This window comes from Streptomyces sp. NPDC096152 (assembly GCF_044763235.1).
Taxonomy (GTDB): Bacteria; Actinomycetota; Actinomycetes; order Streptomycetales; family Streptomycetaceae; genus Streptomyces.
The window spans coordinates 56,460-73,455 of sequence record NZ_JBIWFW010000003.1 but is presented as its reverse complement, the minus strand read 5'-3'; the positions used below and the strand labels follow the sequence as shown (position 1 = coordinate 73,455).

At 69.7% G+C, this 16,996-nt stretch carries 18 protein-coding genes; all 18 read left to right on the top strand.

Going from position 1 to position 16,996, the window contains the following annotated elements; translation table 11 throughout:
* The first annotated feature begins 418 nt into the window (after positions 1–418).
* The 18 genes from ACIQ9G_RS10535 to ACIQ9G_RS10450 all read left to right on the top strand — a co-directional run bounded on the left by ACIQ9G_RS10535 (position 419) and on the right by ACIQ9G_RS10450 (position 16,993).
* The gene (locus tag ACIQ9G_RS10535) at positions 419–1,555 is read left to right on the top strand and encodes an LCP family protein (protein ID WP_403608077.1); all 1,137 of its coding nucleotides are present in this window, start codon (positions 419–421) and stop codon (positions 1,553–1,555) included.
* 149 nt (positions 1,556–1,704) lie between these two features.
* Positions 1,705–1,926 (top strand): 50S ribosomal protein L31, encoded by a 222-nt coding sequence (gene rpmE / locus ACIQ9G_RS10530; protein ID WP_328873842.1) that lies wholly within the window; start codon positions 1,705–1,707, stop codon positions 1,924–1,926.
* Positions 1,927–2,039: 113 nt separating this feature from the next.
* On the top strand, positions 2,040–3,107 hold the full coding sequence (gene prfA / locus ACIQ9G_RS10525; protein WP_403608075.1) for a peptide chain release factor 1: 1,068 nt from the start codon (positions 2,040–2,042) through the stop codon (positions 3,105–3,107).
* Positions 3,108–3,171: 64 nt separating this feature from the next.
* Positions 3,172–4,053: a peptide chain release factor N(5)-glutamine methyltransferase gene (gene prmC, locus ACIQ9G_RS10520; protein WP_403608073.1), complete on the top strand. Its 882-nt coding sequence runs from the start codon at positions 3,172–3,174 to the stop codon at positions 4,051–4,053.
* A 52-nt stretch (positions 4,054–4,105) separates the two neighbouring features.
* Positions 4,106–4,753 carry an L-threonylcarbamoyladenylate synthase gene (locus tag ACIQ9G_RS10515; RefSeq protein WP_356191991.1) on the top strand — a complete coding sequence of 216 codons (648 nt, stop codon included), beginning with the start codon at positions 4,106–4,108 and terminating at the stop codon, positions 4,751–4,753.
* Positions 4,754–4,805: 52 nt separating this feature from the next.
* Positions 4,806–5,489, top strand: coding sequence for a protein-tyrosine-phosphatase (locus tag ACIQ9G_RS10510; RefSeq protein ID WP_403608071.1), 684 nt, complete (start codon positions 4,806–4,808; stop codon positions 5,487–5,489).
* 69 nt (positions 5,490–5,558) lie between these two features.
* Positions 5,559–6,797: a serine hydroxymethyltransferase gene (gene glyA, locus ACIQ9G_RS10505; RefSeq protein ID WP_403608069.1), complete on the top strand. Its 1,239-nt coding sequence runs from the start codon at positions 5,559–5,561 to the stop codon at positions 6,795–6,797.
* A gap of 128 nt (positions 6,798–6,925) precedes the next feature.
* Positions 6,926–8,299: an MraY family glycosyltransferase gene (locus tag ACIQ9G_RS10500; RefSeq protein WP_403608067.1), complete on the top strand. Its 1,374-nt coding sequence runs from the start codon at positions 6,926–6,928 to the stop codon at positions 8,297–8,299.
* Positions 8,300–8,600: 301 nt separating this feature from the next.
* Complete coding sequence (locus ACIQ9G_RS10495) at positions 8,601–9,038, top strand: hypothetical protein (RefSeq protein WP_403608065.1); 438 nt, start codon at positions 8,601–8,603, stop codon at positions 9,036–9,038.
* Positions 9,039–9,311: 273 nt separating this feature from the next.
* Positions 9,312–10,082 (top strand): F0F1 ATP synthase subunit A, encoded by a 771-nt coding sequence (gene atpB, locus ACIQ9G_RS10490; RefSeq protein WP_403608794.1) that lies wholly within the window; start codon positions 9,312–9,314, stop codon positions 10,080–10,082.
* A gap of 77 nt (positions 10,083–10,159) precedes the next feature.
* A complete protein-coding gene (gene atpE, locus ACIQ9G_RS10485; protein ID WP_159535807.1) occupies positions 10,160–10,396 on the top strand; it encodes an ATP synthase F0 subunit C in 237 nt (78 codons plus the stop codon).
* 39 nt (positions 10,397–10,435) lie between these two features.
* Positions 10,436–10,984, top strand: a complete 549-nt coding sequence (locus tag ACIQ9G_RS10480; protein ID WP_403608063.1) for a F0F1 ATP synthase subunit B — start codon at positions 10,436–10,438, stop codon at positions 10,982–10,984.
* Positions 10,981–11,796 (top strand): F0F1 ATP synthase subunit delta, encoded by an 816-nt coding sequence (locus ACIQ9G_RS10475; protein ID WP_403608062.1) that lies wholly within the window; start codon positions 10,981–10,983, stop codon positions 11,794–11,796. The genes ACIQ9G_RS10480 and ACIQ9G_RS10475 overlap by 4 nt, the downstream gene beginning before the upstream one ends.
* A 130-nt stretch (positions 11,797–11,926) precedes the next feature.
* Complete coding sequence (atpA, locus tag ACIQ9G_RS10470; RefSeq protein WP_403608060.1) at positions 11,927–13,519, top strand: F0F1 ATP synthase subunit alpha; 1,593 nt, start codon at positions 11,927–11,929, stop codon at positions 13,517–13,519.
* 21 nt (positions 13,520–13,540) lie between these two features.
* Positions 13,541–14,458, top strand: a complete 918-nt coding sequence (locus ACIQ9G_RS10465; protein ID WP_403608058.1) for a F0F1 ATP synthase subunit gamma — start codon at positions 13,541–13,543, stop codon at positions 14,456–14,458.
* Entirely contained in the window at positions 14,459–15,895 is a 1,437-nt protein-coding gene (gene atpD / locus ACIQ9G_RS10460) for a F0F1 ATP synthase subunit beta (RefSeq protein WP_403608056.1), read from the top strand.
* A 144-nt stretch (positions 15,896–16,039) separates the two neighbouring features.
* Positions 16,040–16,417 carry a F0F1 ATP synthase subunit epsilon gene (locus ACIQ9G_RS10455; RefSeq protein WP_403608054.1) on the top strand — a complete coding sequence of 126 codons (378 nt, stop codon included), beginning with the start codon at positions 16,040–16,042 and terminating at the stop codon, positions 16,415–16,417.
* 129 nt (positions 16,418–16,546) lie between these two features.
* Positions 16,547–16,993: a DUF2550 domain-containing protein gene (locus tag ACIQ9G_RS10450; protein WP_403608052.1), complete on the top strand. Its 447-nt coding sequence runs from the start codon at positions 16,547–16,549 to the stop codon at positions 16,991–16,993.
* Positions 16,994–16,996 lie beyond the last annotated feature (3 nt).

Here is a 16,996-nt window from a genome sequence, read left to right as displayed (position 1 = left end):
TCGCCGTGCCGCGAGGGCCGTGAAACGTGCCGCGAGGCCCGTGAGACATGTTCGCGGGGTCCGTGCGGCGGCCGGGGAGCGGCTTCCCTCGTGCGGCAGGGTCGTGCCGCGTGGCCACGCGGCGGCGCCGGCCGTGCGAGACCTTCGCCACAGGCGGTGCGTCCGCCCCCGGCACTGAGCGTTTTCGGCCACCCCGGTGAAGCCGCAGGTGAACCCCGGAGGGCGCGCCGCGGGCGGCTGCGCGGCGTGCGTACCTCCTGACATGGCGGGCAGGGTGCGTTGTGCAACCCTTTCCCGAGTTCCCCCGTCTGACCGTACGAGCGACGATGGTGCGGTACGCCCGCGCGTCCACCAGGGGACCGGGGCCTGTCCCTGAAAGCAGGGGGTAAGAGGCCGTACACGAGAGTCTGAGGAGCACATGTCCGCCGAGAGCACGCCGGACCCCGCCATATCCGGGGACACCGGTTCCGCGAGCCCGTCCAGCCCCGCCGGGGGCCGTCGCAAGCCCCCCAGGGGGCGGCGCAAGGCCCTGCTGGTCACGGCCTGGACCGCGACGGGCATCGTCGTGCTCGGCGGCACCGGCGCCGGGTACGTCTACTTCAAGCTCAACGGCAACATCAAGAGCGTCGACATCAACCAGGCCCTCGGCGGCGACCGGCCGGCCAAGGTCGACAACGGCTCCGAGAACATCCTGGTCCTCGGCTCCGACACCCGCGCCGGCGGCAACAGGAAGCTGGGCGGAGGCGTCGACGACGGCAGCGCCCGCTCCGACACGGCGATGATCGTGCACGTCTACAAGGGCCACAAGAAGGCCAGCGTGGTCTCCATCCCGCGCGACACCCTCGTCGACCGCCCCGAGTGCACCGACGCCCACGGCACCACGCACCCCGCCACGCGGGGAGTGATGTTCAACGAGGCGTACTCCACCGGGGGCGCCACCTGCGCCGTGAAGTCCGTCGAGTCGCTGACCGGCGTCCGGATGGACCACTACCTGGAGGTCGACTTCCGGGGCTTCCAGAAGCTCATCGACGAGCTCGGCGGCGTACGGGTCACCACCAGCAAGGACATCGACGACCGGGAGAGCCACCTCAAGCTCGCGGCCGGCACCCACTCCCTCGACGGGCGGCAGGCGCTCGCCCTGGTGCGCACCCGGCACGGCGTCGGCGACGGCTCCGACCTCGGCCGCATCCAGCTCCAGCAGTCCTTCGTCAAGGCCCTGGTCGAGCAGGTCGGGCACATCGGCCTGTTCTCCGACCCGAAGAGGCTCTACGACCTCGCCGACACCGCCACCAAGTCCGTCACCACCGACTCCGACCTCGGCTCGGTGAACTCCCTGATGTCCTTCGCCGAGGGCCTCAAGCGCATCCAGTCCTCGGACATGAACATGGTCACGATGCCGGTGCAGTACGACAGCGCGAACGCCAACCGGGTCCTCATCGACAAGCCCAAGGCGGAGCAGGTGTGGGAGGCGCTCAGGAACGACCGGCCGATCCCGGAGAGCGCCACGAAGAACACCGCCACGGGCGAGGCCAAGGGTGTCGTGAGCGCGTCCTAGGCGCGGCCCGGCGGCGCGCGGGAATACCTCGCCCCGCCCCCCGGTTTTGGGGGATGGCGCCAGTCCTGGCAGACTGGTACGTCGGCTCCGGTTCACGCTTTCGCATCCCGCGGCTGCGACCCGGCGCCCTCCCGATCCTAGGAGACACCTTGAAGCGCGACATCCACCCCGAGTACGTCGAGACGCAGGTCAGCTGCACCTGCGGCGCGTCGTTCACCACCCGCAGCACGATCAACAGCGGCGCCATCCGCGCCGAGGTCTGCTCCGAGTGCCACCCGTTCTACACGGGCAAGCAGAAGATCCTCGACACCGGTGGCCGTGTGGCCCGCTTCGAGGCCCGCTTCGGCAAGGCTGCCGGCTCCAAGAAGTAGCGAGCCCCAAATCGCCGGTCCACGGCCGCGCCCCCACCGCGGGGGCGCGCCGGGACCGGCGTTTTTGGTCGCCCGCCTTCCCCTCACCCGCCGCGCAGTACAGGAGCCCCAAGATGTTCGAGGCCGTCGAGGAACTCGTCGCCGAGCACGCCGACCTGGAGAAGAAGCTCGCCGACCCGTCGGTCCACGCCGACCAGGCGAACGCGCGCAAGCTCAACAAGCGCTACGCCGAGCTCACCCCGATCGTCGCCACGTACCGTTCCTGGAAGCAGACCGGCGACGACATCGAGACCGCACGCGAACTCGCCGCCGACGACCCCGACTTCGCCGCCGAGGTCAAGGAGCTGGAGCGGCACCGCGAGGGGCTGACCGAGAAGCTGCGCCTCCTGCTGGTCCCGCGCGACCCCAGCGACGACAAGGACGTCATCCTGGAGATCAAGGCGGGCGCGGGCGGCGACGAGTCCGCCCTGTTCGCCGGCGACCTGCTGCGGATGTACCTGCGCTACGCCGAGCGCGTCGGCTGGAAGACCGAGATCATCGACGCCACCGAGTCCGAGCTCGGCGGTTACAAGGACGTCCAGGTCGCGGTGAAGGCCCGCGGGCAGATCGAGCCCGGCCAGGGCGTCTGGGCCCGGCTGAAGTACGAGGGCGGGGTGCACCGCGTGCAGCGCGTGCCCGCCACCGAGTCGCAGGGCCGCATCCACACCTCCGCCGCGGGCGTCCTCGTCACCCCCGAGGCCGAGGAGGTCGACGTCGAGATCAACCCGAACGACCTGCGGATCGACGTCTACCGTTCCTCCGGTCCCGGCGGCCAGTCCGTGAACACCACCGACTCCGCGGTGCGCATCACGCACCTCCCCACCGGAGTCGTCGCCTCCTGCCAGAACGAGAAGAGCCAGCTGCAGAACAAGGAGCAGGCGATGCGTATCCTGCGCTCCAGGCTGCTCGCCGCGGCGCAGGAGGAGGCGGAGAAGGAGGCCGCGGACGCCCGCCGCAGCCAGGTCCGCACCGTCGACCGCTCCGAGAAGATCCGCACCTACAACTTCCCGGAGAACCGCATCTCCGACCACCGCGTCGGCTTCAAGGCGTACAACCTGGACCAGGTCCTGGACGGCGACCTCGCTGCGGTGATCCAGGCCTGCGTCGACGCGGACTCGGCGGCCAAGCTCGCCGCCGCGTAGGGCGAGGGCCGTCACGGGCCGCACAGCGCTCACCAGAGGAAGTACCGAGGACCGGAGGACCGGCATGCAGCAAGAATTTGGGGGGCGGCCCCCAAGCCCCCGCAGCGTGCTGCTCGCGGAGGTGGCCCAGGCCACCCAGCGGCTGGCCGACGCGGGCGTGCCCTCGCCGCGCACCGACGCCGAGGAGCTCGCCGCGTTCGTGCACGGTGTCAAACGGGGCGAGCTGCACACCGTCAAGGACGCCGACTTCGACGCCCGTTACTGGGAGGTCATCGCGCGCCGCGAGCAGCGCGAGCCGCTCCAGCACATCACCGGGCGCGCCTACTTCCGGTACCTGGAGCTCCAGGTCGGCCCCGGGGTGTTCGTCCCCCGGCCGGAGACCGAGTCCGTGGTCGGCTGGGCCATAGACGCCGTGCGCGCCATGGACGTGGTCGAGCCGTGCATCGTCGACCTGTGCACCGGCTCGGGCGCCATCGCGCTCGCCCTCGCCCAGGAGGTGCCCCGCTCCCGGGTGCACGCCGTGGAGCTCAGCGAGGACGCGCTGCGCTGGACCCGCAGGAACATGGAGGGCTCCCGCGTCGACCTGCGCCAGGGCGACGCGCTGACCGCCTTCCCGGACCTCGACGGCCAGGTCGACCTGGTCATCTCCAACCCGCCGTACGTCCCGCTCACCGAATGGGAGTACGTCACCCCGGAGGCCCGCGACTACGACCCCGAACTCGCGTTGTTCTCCGGGGAGGACGGTCTCGACCTGATCCGCGGCATCGAGCGCACCGCGCACCGGCTGCTGCGCCCCGGCGGTGTCGTCGTGATCGAGCACTCCGACACCCAGGGCGGCCAGGTGCCGTGGATCTTCACCGAGGAGCGGGGCTGGGCCGACGCGGCCGACCACCCCGACCTCAACAACCGGCCGCGCTTCGCCACCGCCCGCAAGGCGATGCCGTGACCCCCACCAGGACTTCGACCGAGCAGTACGTGTACGAGGAGGCCCGCTGACAATGGCACGGCGATACGACACCAATGACGCGACCGACCGCGTGACGGGTCTGCGCGAGGCCGCGTCCGCCGTCCGCCGGGGCGAACTCGTGGTGCTGCCGACCGACACCGTGTACGGCATCGGCGCCGACGCTTTCTCCTCCGAGGCCGTGGCCGACCTGCTCGCCGCCAAGGGCCGGGGCCGCAACATGCCCACGCCCGTCCTCATCGGCTCCCCGAACACGCTGCACGGCCTCGTCACGGACTTCTCCGAGATGGCCTGGGAGCTCGTGGACGCGTTCTGGCCGGGCGCGCTGACCCTGGTCGCCCGGCACCAGCCGTCCCTGCAGTGGGACCTCGGGGACACCCGCGGCACGGTCGCCGTGCGGATGCCGCTGCACCCCGTCGCCATCGAACTGCTCACCGAGGTCGGCCCGATGGCCGTCTCCTCCGCCAACCTCACCGGTCACCCCGCGCCGGAGACCTGCGACGCCGCCCAGGACATGCTCGGCGACTCCGTCTCCGTCTACCTCGACGGCGGCCCGACTCCCGGCAACGTCCCGTCCTCCATCGTCGACGTCACCGGCCGGGTGCCGGTGCTGCTGCGCGAGGGCGCCCTGTCGCCGGAGGAGCTGCGGAAGGTCGTACCCGACCTCGAGGTGGCGAATTGACGGCGCCCGACTCCCCCAAGCTCTCGGCCGCGCTCGAGCAGGGGGTACCCCCATGCGTGGCATAGGGAACGGGGACGAGACGCGGGGCCCGGTGGAGCCGGGTCTTCCGCGCGACGCCTTCCGGATCCTCCACGTCAGCACCGGAAACGTGTGCCGCTCGCCGATCACCGAGCGGCTGACCCGCCATTTTCTGGCGGACCGGCTCGGCGACCCCTCGCTCGGCTCCGCCGGACGGCGCCTCGGCGGCGAGCTGATCGTGGAGAGCGCCGGCACCTGGGGCCACGAGGGCGCGCCCATGGAGGCCAACGCGGAGACCGTGCTGGCCGACTTCGGCGCGGACGCCACCGGCTTCACCGGCCGGGAGCTGCTGGACGAGCACGTCATCCGCGCCGACCTGGTCCTCACCGCGACCCGCGACCACCGCGCCCAGGTCATCTCCATGGGCCACTCGGCGGGCCTGCGCACCTTCACGCTGAAGGAGTTCACCCGCCTGGTGAAGGCGATAGACCCGGCCACGCTGCCCCCGCTGGAGGACGGCTTGGTCGAACGCGCCCGCGCCCTGGTGCGCGCGGCCGCCGCGCTGCGCGGGTGGCTGCTGGCCCCGACCGCCGAGGCGGACGAGGTGTACGACCCGTACGGGGCGCCGCTGCCCTTCTTCCGCTCGATCGGCGACGAGATACACCAGGCGCTGGACCCCGTCGTCACGGCGCTGACCGGCGTACCCACAAGGGCGTAACAGCCGCGCGCCCCACCCTCCCCGGGCCTACATTGGACGTACGTCACCGTCGACCGCCCGGAGCCCACCATGTCGGTCACCCCCGCGCTAGATGCCGATGTCCTGCGGCGGCAGGACCCCGAAGTGGCCGACATCCTGCTCGGGGAGCTCCGGCGGCAGTCGACGACGCTCCAGCTGATCGCGGCCGAGAACTTCACCTCGCCCGCGGTGCTCGCCGCGCTCGGCTCGCCGCTCGCCAACAAGTACGCCGAGGGCTATCCGGGCGCCCGCTTCCACGGCGGCTGCGAGATGGCCGACATGGCCGAGCGTCTCGCCGTGGAGCGGGCGCGGCAGCTGTTCGGCGCCGAGCACGCCAATGTGCAGCCGCACTCGGGCTCCTCGGCGGTGCTCGCCGCGTACGCCGCGCTGCTGCGCCCGGGCGACACCGTGCTCGCCCTCGGCCTGCCCTACGGCGGTCACCTCACGCACGGCTCGCCCGCGAACTTCTCTGGCCGCTGGTTCGACTTCGCCGGCTACGGGGTGGACGCGGAGACCGGGCTGATGGACCACCTCCAGGTGCGCACGCTGGCCCGGACGCACCGGCCCAAGGCGATCGTGTGCGGCTCCATCGCCTACCCGCGCCACATCGACTACGCCTTCTTCCGCGAGGTCGCCGACGAGGTGGGCGCGTATCTCATCGCGGACGCCGCGCACCCGATCGGGCTGGTCGCCGGGGGAGCGGCACCCAGTCCGGTGCCGTTCGCCGACGTGGTGTGCGCCACCACGCACAAGGTGCTGCGCGGGCCGCGCGGCGGGATGATCCTGTGCGGCGCCGAGCTGGCCGAGCGGGTCGACCGGGCCGTGTTCCCCTTCACCCAGGGCGGCGCGCAGATGCACACCATCGCCGCGAAGGCCGTCGCGTTCGGCGAGGCGGCGACCCCGGCCTTCGCCGCCTACGCCCATCAGGTCGTCGCCAACGCGCGGGTCCTGGCCGCCTGGCTGGCCGCCGAGGGCCTGGTGGTGACCACGGGCGGCACCGACACCCACCTGATCACCGCCGACCCGGCGCCGCTCGGCTGCGACGGGCGCACCGCGCGCGGGCGGCTCGCCGCCGCCGGCATCGTCCTCGACTGCTGTGCGCTTCCCCACGCCGACGTCCGCGGGCTGCGGCTGGGCACGGCCGCGGTGACCTCGCAGGGCATGGGGCAGGCGGAGATGGAGTGGATCGCCGTGCTGGTCGCGAAGGTGCTGCGTGGCGAGGCGGACGCGGCGAGGGCGCGTGCGGACGTGTGCGAGCTCACGGGTAGATTTCCGCCGTATCCCGGCTGAGCGGGGTAGGCGCTGCATCGTGCACGGCCACGCGTGCAACCATCGTCGCTACCCGGAAGTCCCCATACATATGCCTGCGTCGCTAGGCTGTGGGGCTGAGATGGCCAGCGAGACCTGTGGGGAAGCCTGTGCGTGAATACCTGCTGACGCTCTGCATCACGGCCGCGGTGACCTACCTGCTGACAGGGCCGGTACGGAAGTTCGCGATCGTGGCGGGCGCGATGCCGGAGATCCGGGCACGTGACGTGCACCGGGAGCCCACTCCGCGGCTCGGCGGGATCGCGATGTTCTTCGGCATGTGCGCGGGCCTGCTGGTCGCCGACCACCTCACCAACCTCAACGAGGTCTTCGAGAAGTCGAACGAGCCGCGGGCGCTGCTGTCCGGGGCCGCGCTGATCTGGCTGATCGGCGTCCTGGACGACAAGTTCGAGATCGACGCCCTGATCAAGCTGGGCGGTCAGATGATCGCCGCCGGTGTGATGGTCATGCAGGGTCTGACGATCCTGTGGCTGCCGGTGCCGGGCGTCGGCACGGTCGCGCTGACCCAGTGGCAGGGCACGCTGCTGACCGTGGCGCTGGTCGTCATCACCATCAACGCGGTCAACTTCGTCGACGGACTCGACGGGCTGGCCTCGGGCATGGTGTGCATCGCCGCGGCCGCGTTCTTCATGTACACGTACCGGATCTGGTACTCCTACGGCATCGAGGCCGCCGCCCCGGCCACGCTGTTCGCCGCCGTCCTCATGGGCATGTGCCTGGGCTTCCTTCCGCACAACATGCACCCGGCGCGGATCTTCATGGGCGACTCCGGCTCGATGCTGATCGGCCTGGTGCTGGCGGCTGGCGCGATCTCGGTGACGGGTCAGGTCGACCCGGACCTGATGAACCTGTTCACCGGCTCCGAGCGCAACTCCGTGCACCAGATGGTGCCGGTCTACATCCCGCTGCTGATGCCGCTGACCATCATCGCCATCCCGGCCGCCGACCTGGTGCTGGCCATCCTGCGGCGCACCTGGCGCGGCCAGTCGCCGTTCGCCGCCGACCGCGGCCATCTGCACCACCGGCTGCTGGAGATCGGCCACTCGCACAGCCGGGCCGTGCTGATCATGTACTTCTGGGCGGCGCTGATCGGCTTCGGGGCGCTGACCTACTCGGTCAACTCGGCGTCGATGTGGATCGTGCTCGGCGTGGTGTTCCTCAGCGCGATCGGTCTGGGGCTGCTCCTGCTGCCCCGTTTCACGCCGCGCGCCCCGCGCTGGGCCGAGCGCTTCGTGCCGCCGCGCTACCGCCGCCGGCGGGCCACGGCGCCGGGCGCCTCGACCCCGGCCACCGCGTCCGCGGAGAGCGCCGAGGCCGCGGCGCAGGGGGACGCGGGCCAGGCCTCCGAGCCCTCGGCACCCGTCACGCCCGTGGTGGCCGGTGTGGCGGGAGCCAACGGAGCGACCGCGCTGGGTGCCCGTTCGCGGCTTCTGGACGGACGTACGGCGGGGTCGTCGCGCTGACGCCCAAGGTAAGAATCTGACTAAAGCGTTGCCATCTCGTGGGGGTGCAAAGCGCCCCAATACCAGACATGTCGGCTCGGTTTCTGCACGTACGCGCGCGGTCACTCTCATGTGTGACAGCTGGCACATCCACCAGGTAAAGACCTCATCAAATAGTTTGTGATACGGTTCACGAGAACCCCCGGACAGAGCCGAAGGGCGCAAGTGCGCGACCCCTGGGCGTTGAGGTTCTCTCTCACGTCCGGGACTACGCTCGTCCATGACGACACCCCGAACCCCCTGCGAAAGCGGAGCTGCCGCCATGCCTGCCAATGACGTCCGGAGCCTGCTGCCGATCGCCGTCCCCACGGTGGCCGTCGGCGTGGTCGCGGTCGCCGTCAGCGGTGTGGTGGCCGGCGGCAGGGGAGCGGTCGGGGCGGCCGTGGGCGTGCTGCTGGCCGTCCTGTTCATGGGCGTCGGCCTGTACGTGCTCCAGTGGACCGCGAAAACGCTTCCGCAGCTGTTCCAGGCCATGGGGCTGATGCTCTACGTCGCCCAGCTCCTACTGCTCATGATCTTCGTGGCCCTCTTCAGGCACACCTCGCTCTTCGACCCGAAGGCGTTCGCGATCTCCCTGGTCGTGGCGACCGTCGTGTGGATGGCGGCGCAGGCCCGTGCGCACATGAAGGCCAAGATCTTCTACGTCGAACCCGAGCCCGGGAAGAGCGAGAGGCCCGAGAAGACGGGGCACTCCTCGTGAGGGGTAGGGCCGGGATAAAGACGTGCGAGATCTCCTGCTATCGTCCGGTGCCAACTGCGGCATCGCGGGCGCGGGCATCTGAGCTGACGCCTGCCCCTTCGCGAGGCTCGATGCCCCCCAGCCGCCCCCACATCCGTAACACCTGTCCGGTGCCGACCCGCGGCTGCGCGCCGCGCCGACACAACGAGGTTGCCGTACCTATGCGTCACGCCGAAGGAGCCCGCGGTGAGTGCTGACCAGACCCAGCTCGCCTTCGACTGGAGTTGTCGGATCATGTCCGACAACGGGTGTGGCTTCCCGGCTCCGGGCCTGCACTCGTTCCTCTTCGCGCCGATCGCCACGGTCGGCGGCTTCGAGTTCAACAAGGTGATGCTGCTCTCACTCATCACCACCGTCATCGTCGTCGGCTTCTTCTGGGCGGCCTTCGGCAAGGCGAAGCTGGTGCCGGGCAAGCTGCAGATGGTCGGCGAGGCCGGCTACGACTTCGTGCGCCGCGGCATCGTCTACGAGACGCTGGGCAAGCGCGAGGGCGAGAAGTACGTCCCGCTGATGGTCTCGCTCTTCTTCTTCATCTGGATCATGAACGTCTGGTCCGTGATCCCGGTCGCCCAGTTCCCGGTGTCGTCGATCATCGCGTTCCCCGCCGTGCTGGCCGCGATCGTCTACATCACGTGGCTGTCGATCACCTTCAAGAAGCACGGCTTCGCGGGCGGGTTCAAGAACCTCACCGGTTACGACAAGTCGCTCGGTGCGGTGCTGCCGCTCGTCGTGGTCATCGAGTTCTTCTCGAACGTCCTCGTCCGGCCCTTCACGCACGCGGTCCGACTCTTCGCCAACATGTTCGCCGGTCACCTGCTCCTGGTGATGTTCACCGTCGCCAGCTGGTACCTGCTGAACAGCTACATGGTCCCCGGCGCTGCCGTCTCCTTCGTGATGACCATCGTCATGATCATGTTCGAGCTCTTCGTCCAGGCCGTCCAGGCGTACGTGTTCGTGCTGCTGGCCTGCTCCTACGTTCAGGGCGCTCTCGCCGAGCACCACTGAGCAGCACCGTCCGCCCCACCCCACCAGTCGTCCGGTGGCCAACCCCCACCGGTCCGTGAAAGAGAAGGAAAATCAGCATGGCTGCCACTGAGACCCTCGCCGCCGTCTCCGGTTCCCTCGGCTCCATCGGTTACGGCCTTGCCGCCATCGGCCCCGGCATCGGTATCGGCATCATCTTCGGCAACGGCACCCAGGCGCTGGCCCGTCAGCCCGAGGCGGCCGGTCTGATCCGTGCCAACCAGATCCTCGGCTTCGCCTTCTGTGAGGCGCTCGCCCTCATCGGCATCGTTATGCCGTTCGTGTTCGGTCAGTAATCAGCTACTTACCGGCACGTATCGACGAAAGGCACTGATGTGATCGCCAACCTGGTTCAGCTGGCGGCTGAGGAGAAGCAGAATCCCCTCATCCCGCCCGGCCCCGAACTGCTCGTCGGCACCATCGCCTTCGCCATCGTGTTCTTCTTCTTCTGGAAGAAGCTGCTTCCGAACATCAACAAGGTTCTGGAGGAGCGCCGCGCGGCGATCGAAGGCGGTATCGAAGAGGCCGAGGCCATGAAGGTCGAGGCCCAGAGCGTTCTGGAGCAGTACAAGGCCCAGCTCGCCGAGGCCCGGCACGAGGCCGCGCGTCTGCGCCAGGAGGCGCAGGAGCAGGGCGCCGCGCTCATCGCCGAGATGCGGGCCGAGGGCCAGCGGCAGCGCGAGGAGATCGTCGCCGCCGGTCACGCCCAGATCGAGGCCGACCGCAAGGCCGCCTCGTCCGCGCTCCGCCAGGACGTCGGCAAGCTCGCCACCGACCTGGCCGGCAAGCTCGTCGGCGAGTCCCTCGAGGACTACGCCCGTCAGAGCCGCGTGATCGACCGCTTCCTCGACGACCTCGAGGAGAAGGCCGAGGCCGCGCGATGAACGGAGCGAGCCGCGAGGCCCTGGCAGCCGCACGCGAGCGTCTCGACGCGCTGACGGACTCCACGTCCGTGGACGCGGCGCGACTCGCGGACGAGCTGGCGGCCGTCACCGCGCTGCTCGACCGCGAGCCCGGCCTGCGCCGGGTCCTCACCGACCCGGCGCAGCCCGGCGAGGCCAAGGCCGAGCTGGTCCAGCGACTGCTCGGCGGCCAGGTCGGCGGCACCACGGTCGACCTCGTGGCCGGCATGGTGCGGTCCCGCTGGTCGCAGCCGCGCGACCTGGTGGACGCGCTGGAGGAGCTGGCGGACACCGCCGACCTCACCGCCGCCCAGCGGACCGGCGCGCTCGACGACGTCGAGGACGAGCTGTTCCGCTTCGGCCGGATCGTCTCCTCGAGCACCGAGCTGCGTGCGGCGCTGACCGACCGTGCCGCGAGCACCTCGGCCAAGACCGCGCTGCTGCACCGCCTTCTGGGCGGCCGGGCCGCGGTGACCACCGAGCGTCTGGTGACGCGCCTCGTCACCGCGCCGCGGGGACGTAGCCTGGAAGCGGGACTGGAGTCCCTGTCCAAGCTCGCCGCCGAGCGCCGGGACCGTATGGTCGCCGTCGTCACCTCGGCGGTTCCGCTGAGCGACACGCAGAAGCGGCGCCTCGGCGCGGCCCTCGCGAAGCTCTACGGCCGCCAGATGCACCTGAACCTGGACGTGGACCCCGAGGTTCTCGGCGGCATCAAGGTGCAGGTCGGCGACGAGGTCATCAACGGCTCTCTCGCGGACCGGCTCGACGAGGCCGCCCGCCGCATGGCGAGCTAGCAGCAACTCAACAACAAGACGTACACGACGGCCCTGGTTGGGCCGTGCAGAGGATTCACCTCTTATTGGGGGGAGTCCCCATACCCCCCAAGTGAAACTTCGGGCCCAACAAGGAGAGCAGGGAACCCAGATGGCGGAGCTCACGATCCGGCCGGAGGAGATCCGGGACGCGCTGGAGAACTTCGTCCAGTCGTACAAGCCGGACGCGGCCTCGCGCGAGGAGGTCGGTACGGTCACCCTTGCCGGCGACGGCATCGCGAAGGTCGAGGGCCTGCCCTCGGCCATGGCCAACGAACTGCTGAAGTTCGAGGACGGCACCCTCGGCCTCGCCCTCAACCTCGAGGAGCGCGAGATCGGTGCCATCGTCCTCGGTGAGTTCAGCGGCATCGAGGAGGGCCAGCCGGTCACCCGCACCGGCGAGGTCCTGTCCGTCGCCGTCGGCGAGGGCTACCTCGGCCGCGTGGTCGACCCCCTCGGCAACCCGATCGACGGCCTCGGCGAGGTCGAGACGTCCGGCCGCCGCGCCCTCGAGCTGCAGGCCCCCACGGTCATGCAGCGCAAGTCGGTGCACGAGCCGATGGAGACCGGCTACAAGGCCGTCGACGCCATGACCCCGATCGGCCGTGGTCAGCGCCAGCTGATCATCGGCGACCGCCAGACCGGCAAGACCGCCCTGGCCGTCGACACGATCATCAACCAGCGCGACAACTGGCGCACCGGCGACCCGAACAAGCAGGTCCGCTGCATCTACGTCGCCATCGGCCAGAAGGGCTCGACCATCGCGTCGGTCCGCCGCGCGCTGGAGGAGAACGGCGCGCTGGAGTACACGACCATCGTCGCCGCCCCGGCGTCCGACCCCGCCGGCTTCAAGTACCTGGCGCCGTACACGGGTTCGGCCATCGGCCAGCAGTGGATGTACGAGGGCAAGCACGTCCTCATCATCTTCGACGACCTCTCGAAGCAGGCCGACGCCTACCGCGCCGTGTCCCTGCTGCTGCGCCGCCCGCCGGGCCGCGAGGCCTACCCGGGTGACGTCTTCTACCTGCACTCCCGTCTGCTGGAGCGCTGCGCGAAGCTCTCCGACGAGATGGGCGCGGGTTCGATGACCGGTCTGCCGATCGTCGAGACCAAGGCCAACGACGTCTCGGCGTTCATCCCGACCAACGTCATCTCCATCACCGACGGCCAGTGCTTCCTGGAGTCGGACCTGTTCAACGCCGGTCAGCGCCCCGCGCTGAACGTCGGTATCTCCGTCTCCCGAGTCGGTGGTTCCGCGCAGCACAAGGCGATGCGCCAGGTGTCCGGTCGTCTCCGCGTGGACCTCGCCCAGTTCCGTGAGCTGGAGGCGTTCGCCGCCTTCGGTTCCGACCTGGACGCCGCGTCGAAGTCGCAGCTGGAGCGCGGTCAGCGCATGGTCGAGCTGCTCAAGCAGAACCAGTACCAGCCGATGGCCACCGAGGACCAGGTCGTCTCCATCTGGGCCGGCACCAACGGCCGTATGGACGACGTGCCGGTCGTCGACATCCGCCGCTTCGAGAAGGAGCTGCTGGAGTACCTGCACCGCAAGGAGCAGGGCCTCATGACCTCCATCAAGGAGGGCGCGAAGATGTCCGACGACACGATCCAGGCCATCGACGACGCGGTCGCCGCGTTCAAGAAGCAGTTCGAGACCTCCGACGGCAAGCTGCTCGGCGAGGACGCTCCGGCCGCTGCCGCCAAGTGACGTAAGGAAGGGACCTGACTCATGGGAGCCCAGCTCCGGGTCTACAAGCGTCGCATCCGATCCGTCACCGCGACCAAGAAGATCACCAAGGCGATGGAGATGATCGCCGCCTCGCGCGTCGTCAAGGCGCAGCGCAAGGTGGCGGCCTCCACGCCGTACGCGCAGGAACTGACCCGCGCGGTCACGGCGGTCGGCACCGGTTCGAACACCAAGCACCCGCTGACCACGGAGACGGAGAACCCGACCCGTGCCGCGGTCCTGCTCCTCACGAGCGACCGCGGTCTGGCCGGGGCCTTCAACTCCAACGCCATCAAGGCGGCGGAGCAGCTGACCGAGCGCCTGGAGCGTGAGGGCAAGCAGGTCGACACGTACATCGTCGGCCGGCGCGGTGTCGCCCACTACAACTTCCGTGAGCGCAAGATCTCGGAGTCGTGGACGGGCTTCACCGACGAGCCCTCCTACGCGGACGCCAAGACGGTGGCGGCGCCGCTGATCGAGGCCATCGAGAAGGAGACGGCGGACGGCGGCGTGGACGAACTCCACATCGTCTACACCGAGTTCGTCTCGATGATGACGCAGACGGCGATCGACTCCCGGCTGCTTCCGCTGCGCCTCGACGAGGTCGCCGCGCAGGCCGCGCCCAAGGGCGAGATCCTGCCGCTCTACGACTTCGAGCCCTCGGCGGAGGACGTCCTCGACGCCCTGCTGCCGCGCTACGTGGAGAGCCGCATCTACAACGCGATGCTCCAGTCGGCCGCTTCGAAGCACGCCGCCACGCGGCGCGCGATGAAGTCGGCCACCGACAACGCGGGCGAGCTGATCAACACGCTCTCCCGTCTTGCCAACGCGGCCCGCCAGGCCGAAATCACCCAGGAAATCAGCGAGATCGTCGGTGGCGCGAGCGCCCTGGCCGACGCGACCGCGGGGAGTGACCGATAAATGACCACCACTGTTGAGACCGCGGCGGCTACGGGCCGCGTCGCCCGGGTCATCGGCCCGGTCGTCGACGTGGAGTTCCCCGTCGACGCGATGCCGGAGATCTACAACGCCCTGCACGTGGACGTCGCCGACCCGGCGAACGCGGGCGCGAAGAAGACGCTGACCCTGGAGGTCGCCCAGCACCTGGGTGACGGCCTGGTCCGCACCATCTCCATGCAGCCCACCGACGGCCTGGTCCGCCAGGCCCCGGTGACCGACACCGGCACGGGCATCACCGTCCCGGTCGGCGACTTCACCAAGGGCAAGGTGTTCAACACCCTCGGTGAGGTGCTGAACGTCGACGAGCAGTACGAGGGCGAGCGCTGGACCATCCACCGCAAGGCGCCGAACTTCGACGAGCTCGAGTCGAAGACCGAGATGTTCGAGACCGGCGTCAAGGTCATCGACCTGCTGACCCCGTACGTCAAGGGCGGCAAGATCGGTCTGTTCGGCGGCGCCGGCGTCGGCAAGACGGTGCTCATCCAGGAGATGATCTACCGCGTCGCCAACAACCACGACGGTGTCTCCGTGTTCGCCGGTGTCGGTGAGCGCACCCGTGAGGGCAACGACCTCATCGAGGAGATGTCCGACTCGGGCGTCATCGACAAGACCGCGCTGGTCTTCGGTCAGATGGACGAGCCCCCGGGCACCCGTCTGCGTGTCGCGCTGGCCGGCCTGACCATGGCCGAGTACTTCCGCGACGTCCAGAAGCAGGACGTGCTGTTCTTCATCGACAACATCTTCCGCTTCACGCAGGCCGGTTCCGAGGTCTCCACCCTGCTCGGCCGTATGCCGTCCGCGGTGGGTTACCAGCCGAACCTGGCCGACGAGATGGGCCTCCTCCAGGAGCGCATCACCTCGACCCGCGGTCACTCGATCACCTCGATGCAGGCGATCTACGTCCCCGCCGACGACCTGACCGACCCGGCCCCGGCGACCACCTTCGCCCACCTCGACGCGACGACGGTTCTGTCCCGTCCGATCTCCGAGAAGGGCATCTACCCGGCCGTGGACCCGCTGGACTCCACGTCCCGGATCCTGGACCCGCGCTACATCGCGCAGGACCACTACAACGCGGCCATGCGCGTGAAGAGCATCCTGCAGAAGTACAAGGACCTTCAGGACATCATCGCGATCCTCGGTATCGACGAGCTCGGCGAGGAGGACAAGCTCGTCGTCCACCGTGCCCGTCGCGTGGAGCGCTTCCTGTCCCAGAACACCCACGTCGCCAAGCAGTTCACCGGCGTGGACGGTTCGGACGTGCCGCTGGAGGAGTCGATCGCCGCGTTCAACGCGATCTGCGACGGCGAGTACGACCACTTCCCCGAGCAGGCGTTCTTCATGTGCGGTGGTATCGAGGACCTGAAGAACAACGCCAAGGAGCTGGGCGTCTCCTGACGCTCCCTCCTGAGCCCTGAGCTCACCGTGAGCCGCGTGGCTCACAACGAAGGGGGCGGGCGCGTCCCGCCCCCTTCCGCACGCCCCCTAGAATTGACCCCAACACCCGGCACAACCGCCGGGTGGTGACCCGAGGAGCCTCCCTTGGCTGCTGAGCTGCACGTCGAGCTGGTCGCCGCCGACCGCCAGGTCTGGTCCGGCGAGGCCACCCTGGTCGTCGCGCGCACCACGTCCGGCGACATCGGCGTCATGCCCGGTCACCAGCCGCTGCTCGGTGTGCTGGAGTCGGGCCCGGTGACCATCCGTACGAGTGAGGGTGGGACCGTCGTCGCCGCGGTGCACGGCGGTTTCATCTCGTTCGCGGACGACAAGCTGTCCCTGCTGGCCGAGATCTCCGAGTTGTCGGACGAGATCGACGTTCAGCGCGCGGAGCGGGCGCTCGAGCGCGCCAAGGCCGAGGCGGACGCCTCCGCCGAGCGCCGCGCGGACGTCCGACTGCGGGCGGCGACGTCAGGACGCTGACCAAGCGCGCCATGTGCTGACGTCACTCAGCCGCGGCTGGTACCGGAGCGATCCGGTACCAGCCGCGGCTGAGGCCGATGTGGGTGTTTTTTCCGTTCCATTACCTAGGAGACGAGGAGGTCGGTGCCGATGATCCTCGCTCTGACTGTGTGCGGGCTCGTGGTCGTGCTCGTGGTGGTGGGACTGTTCGTCTTCGGCCTGCGACGCAGACTCATCCAGCGCTCGGGCGGCACCTTCGACTGCAGCCTGCGCTGGGACGTACCCGAGAAGCCCGACGCCGGTGGCAAGGGCTGGAGTTACGGCGTGGCCCGCTACAGCGGCGACCGTGTGTCGTGGTTCCGGGTCTTCTCCTACGCCCTCCGTCCCCGCCGCGTCCTGGAGCGCTCCGCGATCGAGGTGGCCGGCCGCCGGCTTCCCGAGGGCGAGGAGGAACTCGCCCTGCTCTCCGACGCCGTGATCCTCGCCTGCCTGCACCGCGGGACGCGTCTGGAACTCGCCATGAGCGAGGACGCGCTGACCGGTTTCCTCGCGTGGCTGGAGGCAGCCCCGCCCGGGCAACGAGTGAATGTGGCGTAGCCA

Excerpts from the sequence above, each read along its gene's own strand:
- ACIQ9G_RS10510 (WP_403608071.1), top strand. The coding sequence starts at position 4,806 with ATGCGTGGCATAGGGAACGGGGACGAGACGCGGGGCCCGGTGGAGCCG.
- atpB (WP_403608794.1), top strand. The coding sequence starts at position 9,312 with ATGTCCGACAACGGGTGTGGCTTCCCGGCTCCGGGCCTGCACTCGTTC.
- atpA (WP_403608060.1), top strand. The coding sequence starts at position 11,927 with ATGGCGGAGCTCACGATCCGGCCGGAGGAGATCCGGGACGCGCTGGAG.
- ACIQ9G_RS10495 (WP_403608065.1), top strand. The coding sequence starts at position 8,601 with ATGCCTGCCAATGACGTCCGGAGCCTGCTGCCGATCGCCGTCCCCACG.
- prmC (WP_403608073.1), top strand. The coding sequence starts at position 3,172 with ATGCAGCAAGAATTTGGGGGGCGGCCCCCAAGCCCCCGCAGCGTGCTG.
- ACIQ9G_RS10450 (WP_403608052.1), top strand. The coding sequence starts at position 16,547 with ATGATCCTCGCTCTGACTGTGTGCGGGCTCGTGGTCGTGCTCGTGGTG.
- atpE (WP_159535807.1), top strand. The coding sequence starts at position 10,160 with ATGGCTGCCACTGAGACCCTCGCCGCCGTCTCCGGTTCCCTCGGCTCC.
- glyA (WP_403608069.1), top strand. The coding sequence starts at position 5,559 with ATGTCGGTCACCCCCGCGCTAGATGCCGATGTCCTGCGGCGGCAGGAC.
- ACIQ9G_RS10475 (WP_403608062.1), top strand. The coding sequence starts at position 10,981 with ATGAACGGAGCGAGCCGCGAGGCCCTGGCAGCCGCACGCGAGCGTCTC.
- atpD (WP_403608056.1), top strand. The coding sequence starts at position 14,459 with ATGACCACCACTGTTGAGACCGCGGCGGCTACGGGCCGCGTCGCCCGG.
- ACIQ9G_RS10535 (WP_403608077.1), top strand. The coding sequence starts at position 419 with ATGTCCGCCGAGAGCACGCCGGACCCCGCCATATCCGGGGACACCGGT.
- ACIQ9G_RS10465 (WP_403608058.1), top strand. The coding sequence starts at position 13,541 with ATGGGAGCCCAGCTCCGGGTCTACAAGCGTCGCATCCGATCCGTCACC.
- ACIQ9G_RS10515 (WP_356191991.1), top strand. The coding sequence starts at position 4,106 with ATGGCACGGCGATACGACACCAATGACGCGACCGACCGCGTGACGGGT.
- prfA (WP_403608075.1), top strand. The coding sequence starts at position 2,040 with ATGTTCGAGGCCGTCGAGGAACTCGTCGCCGAGCACGCCGACCTGGAG.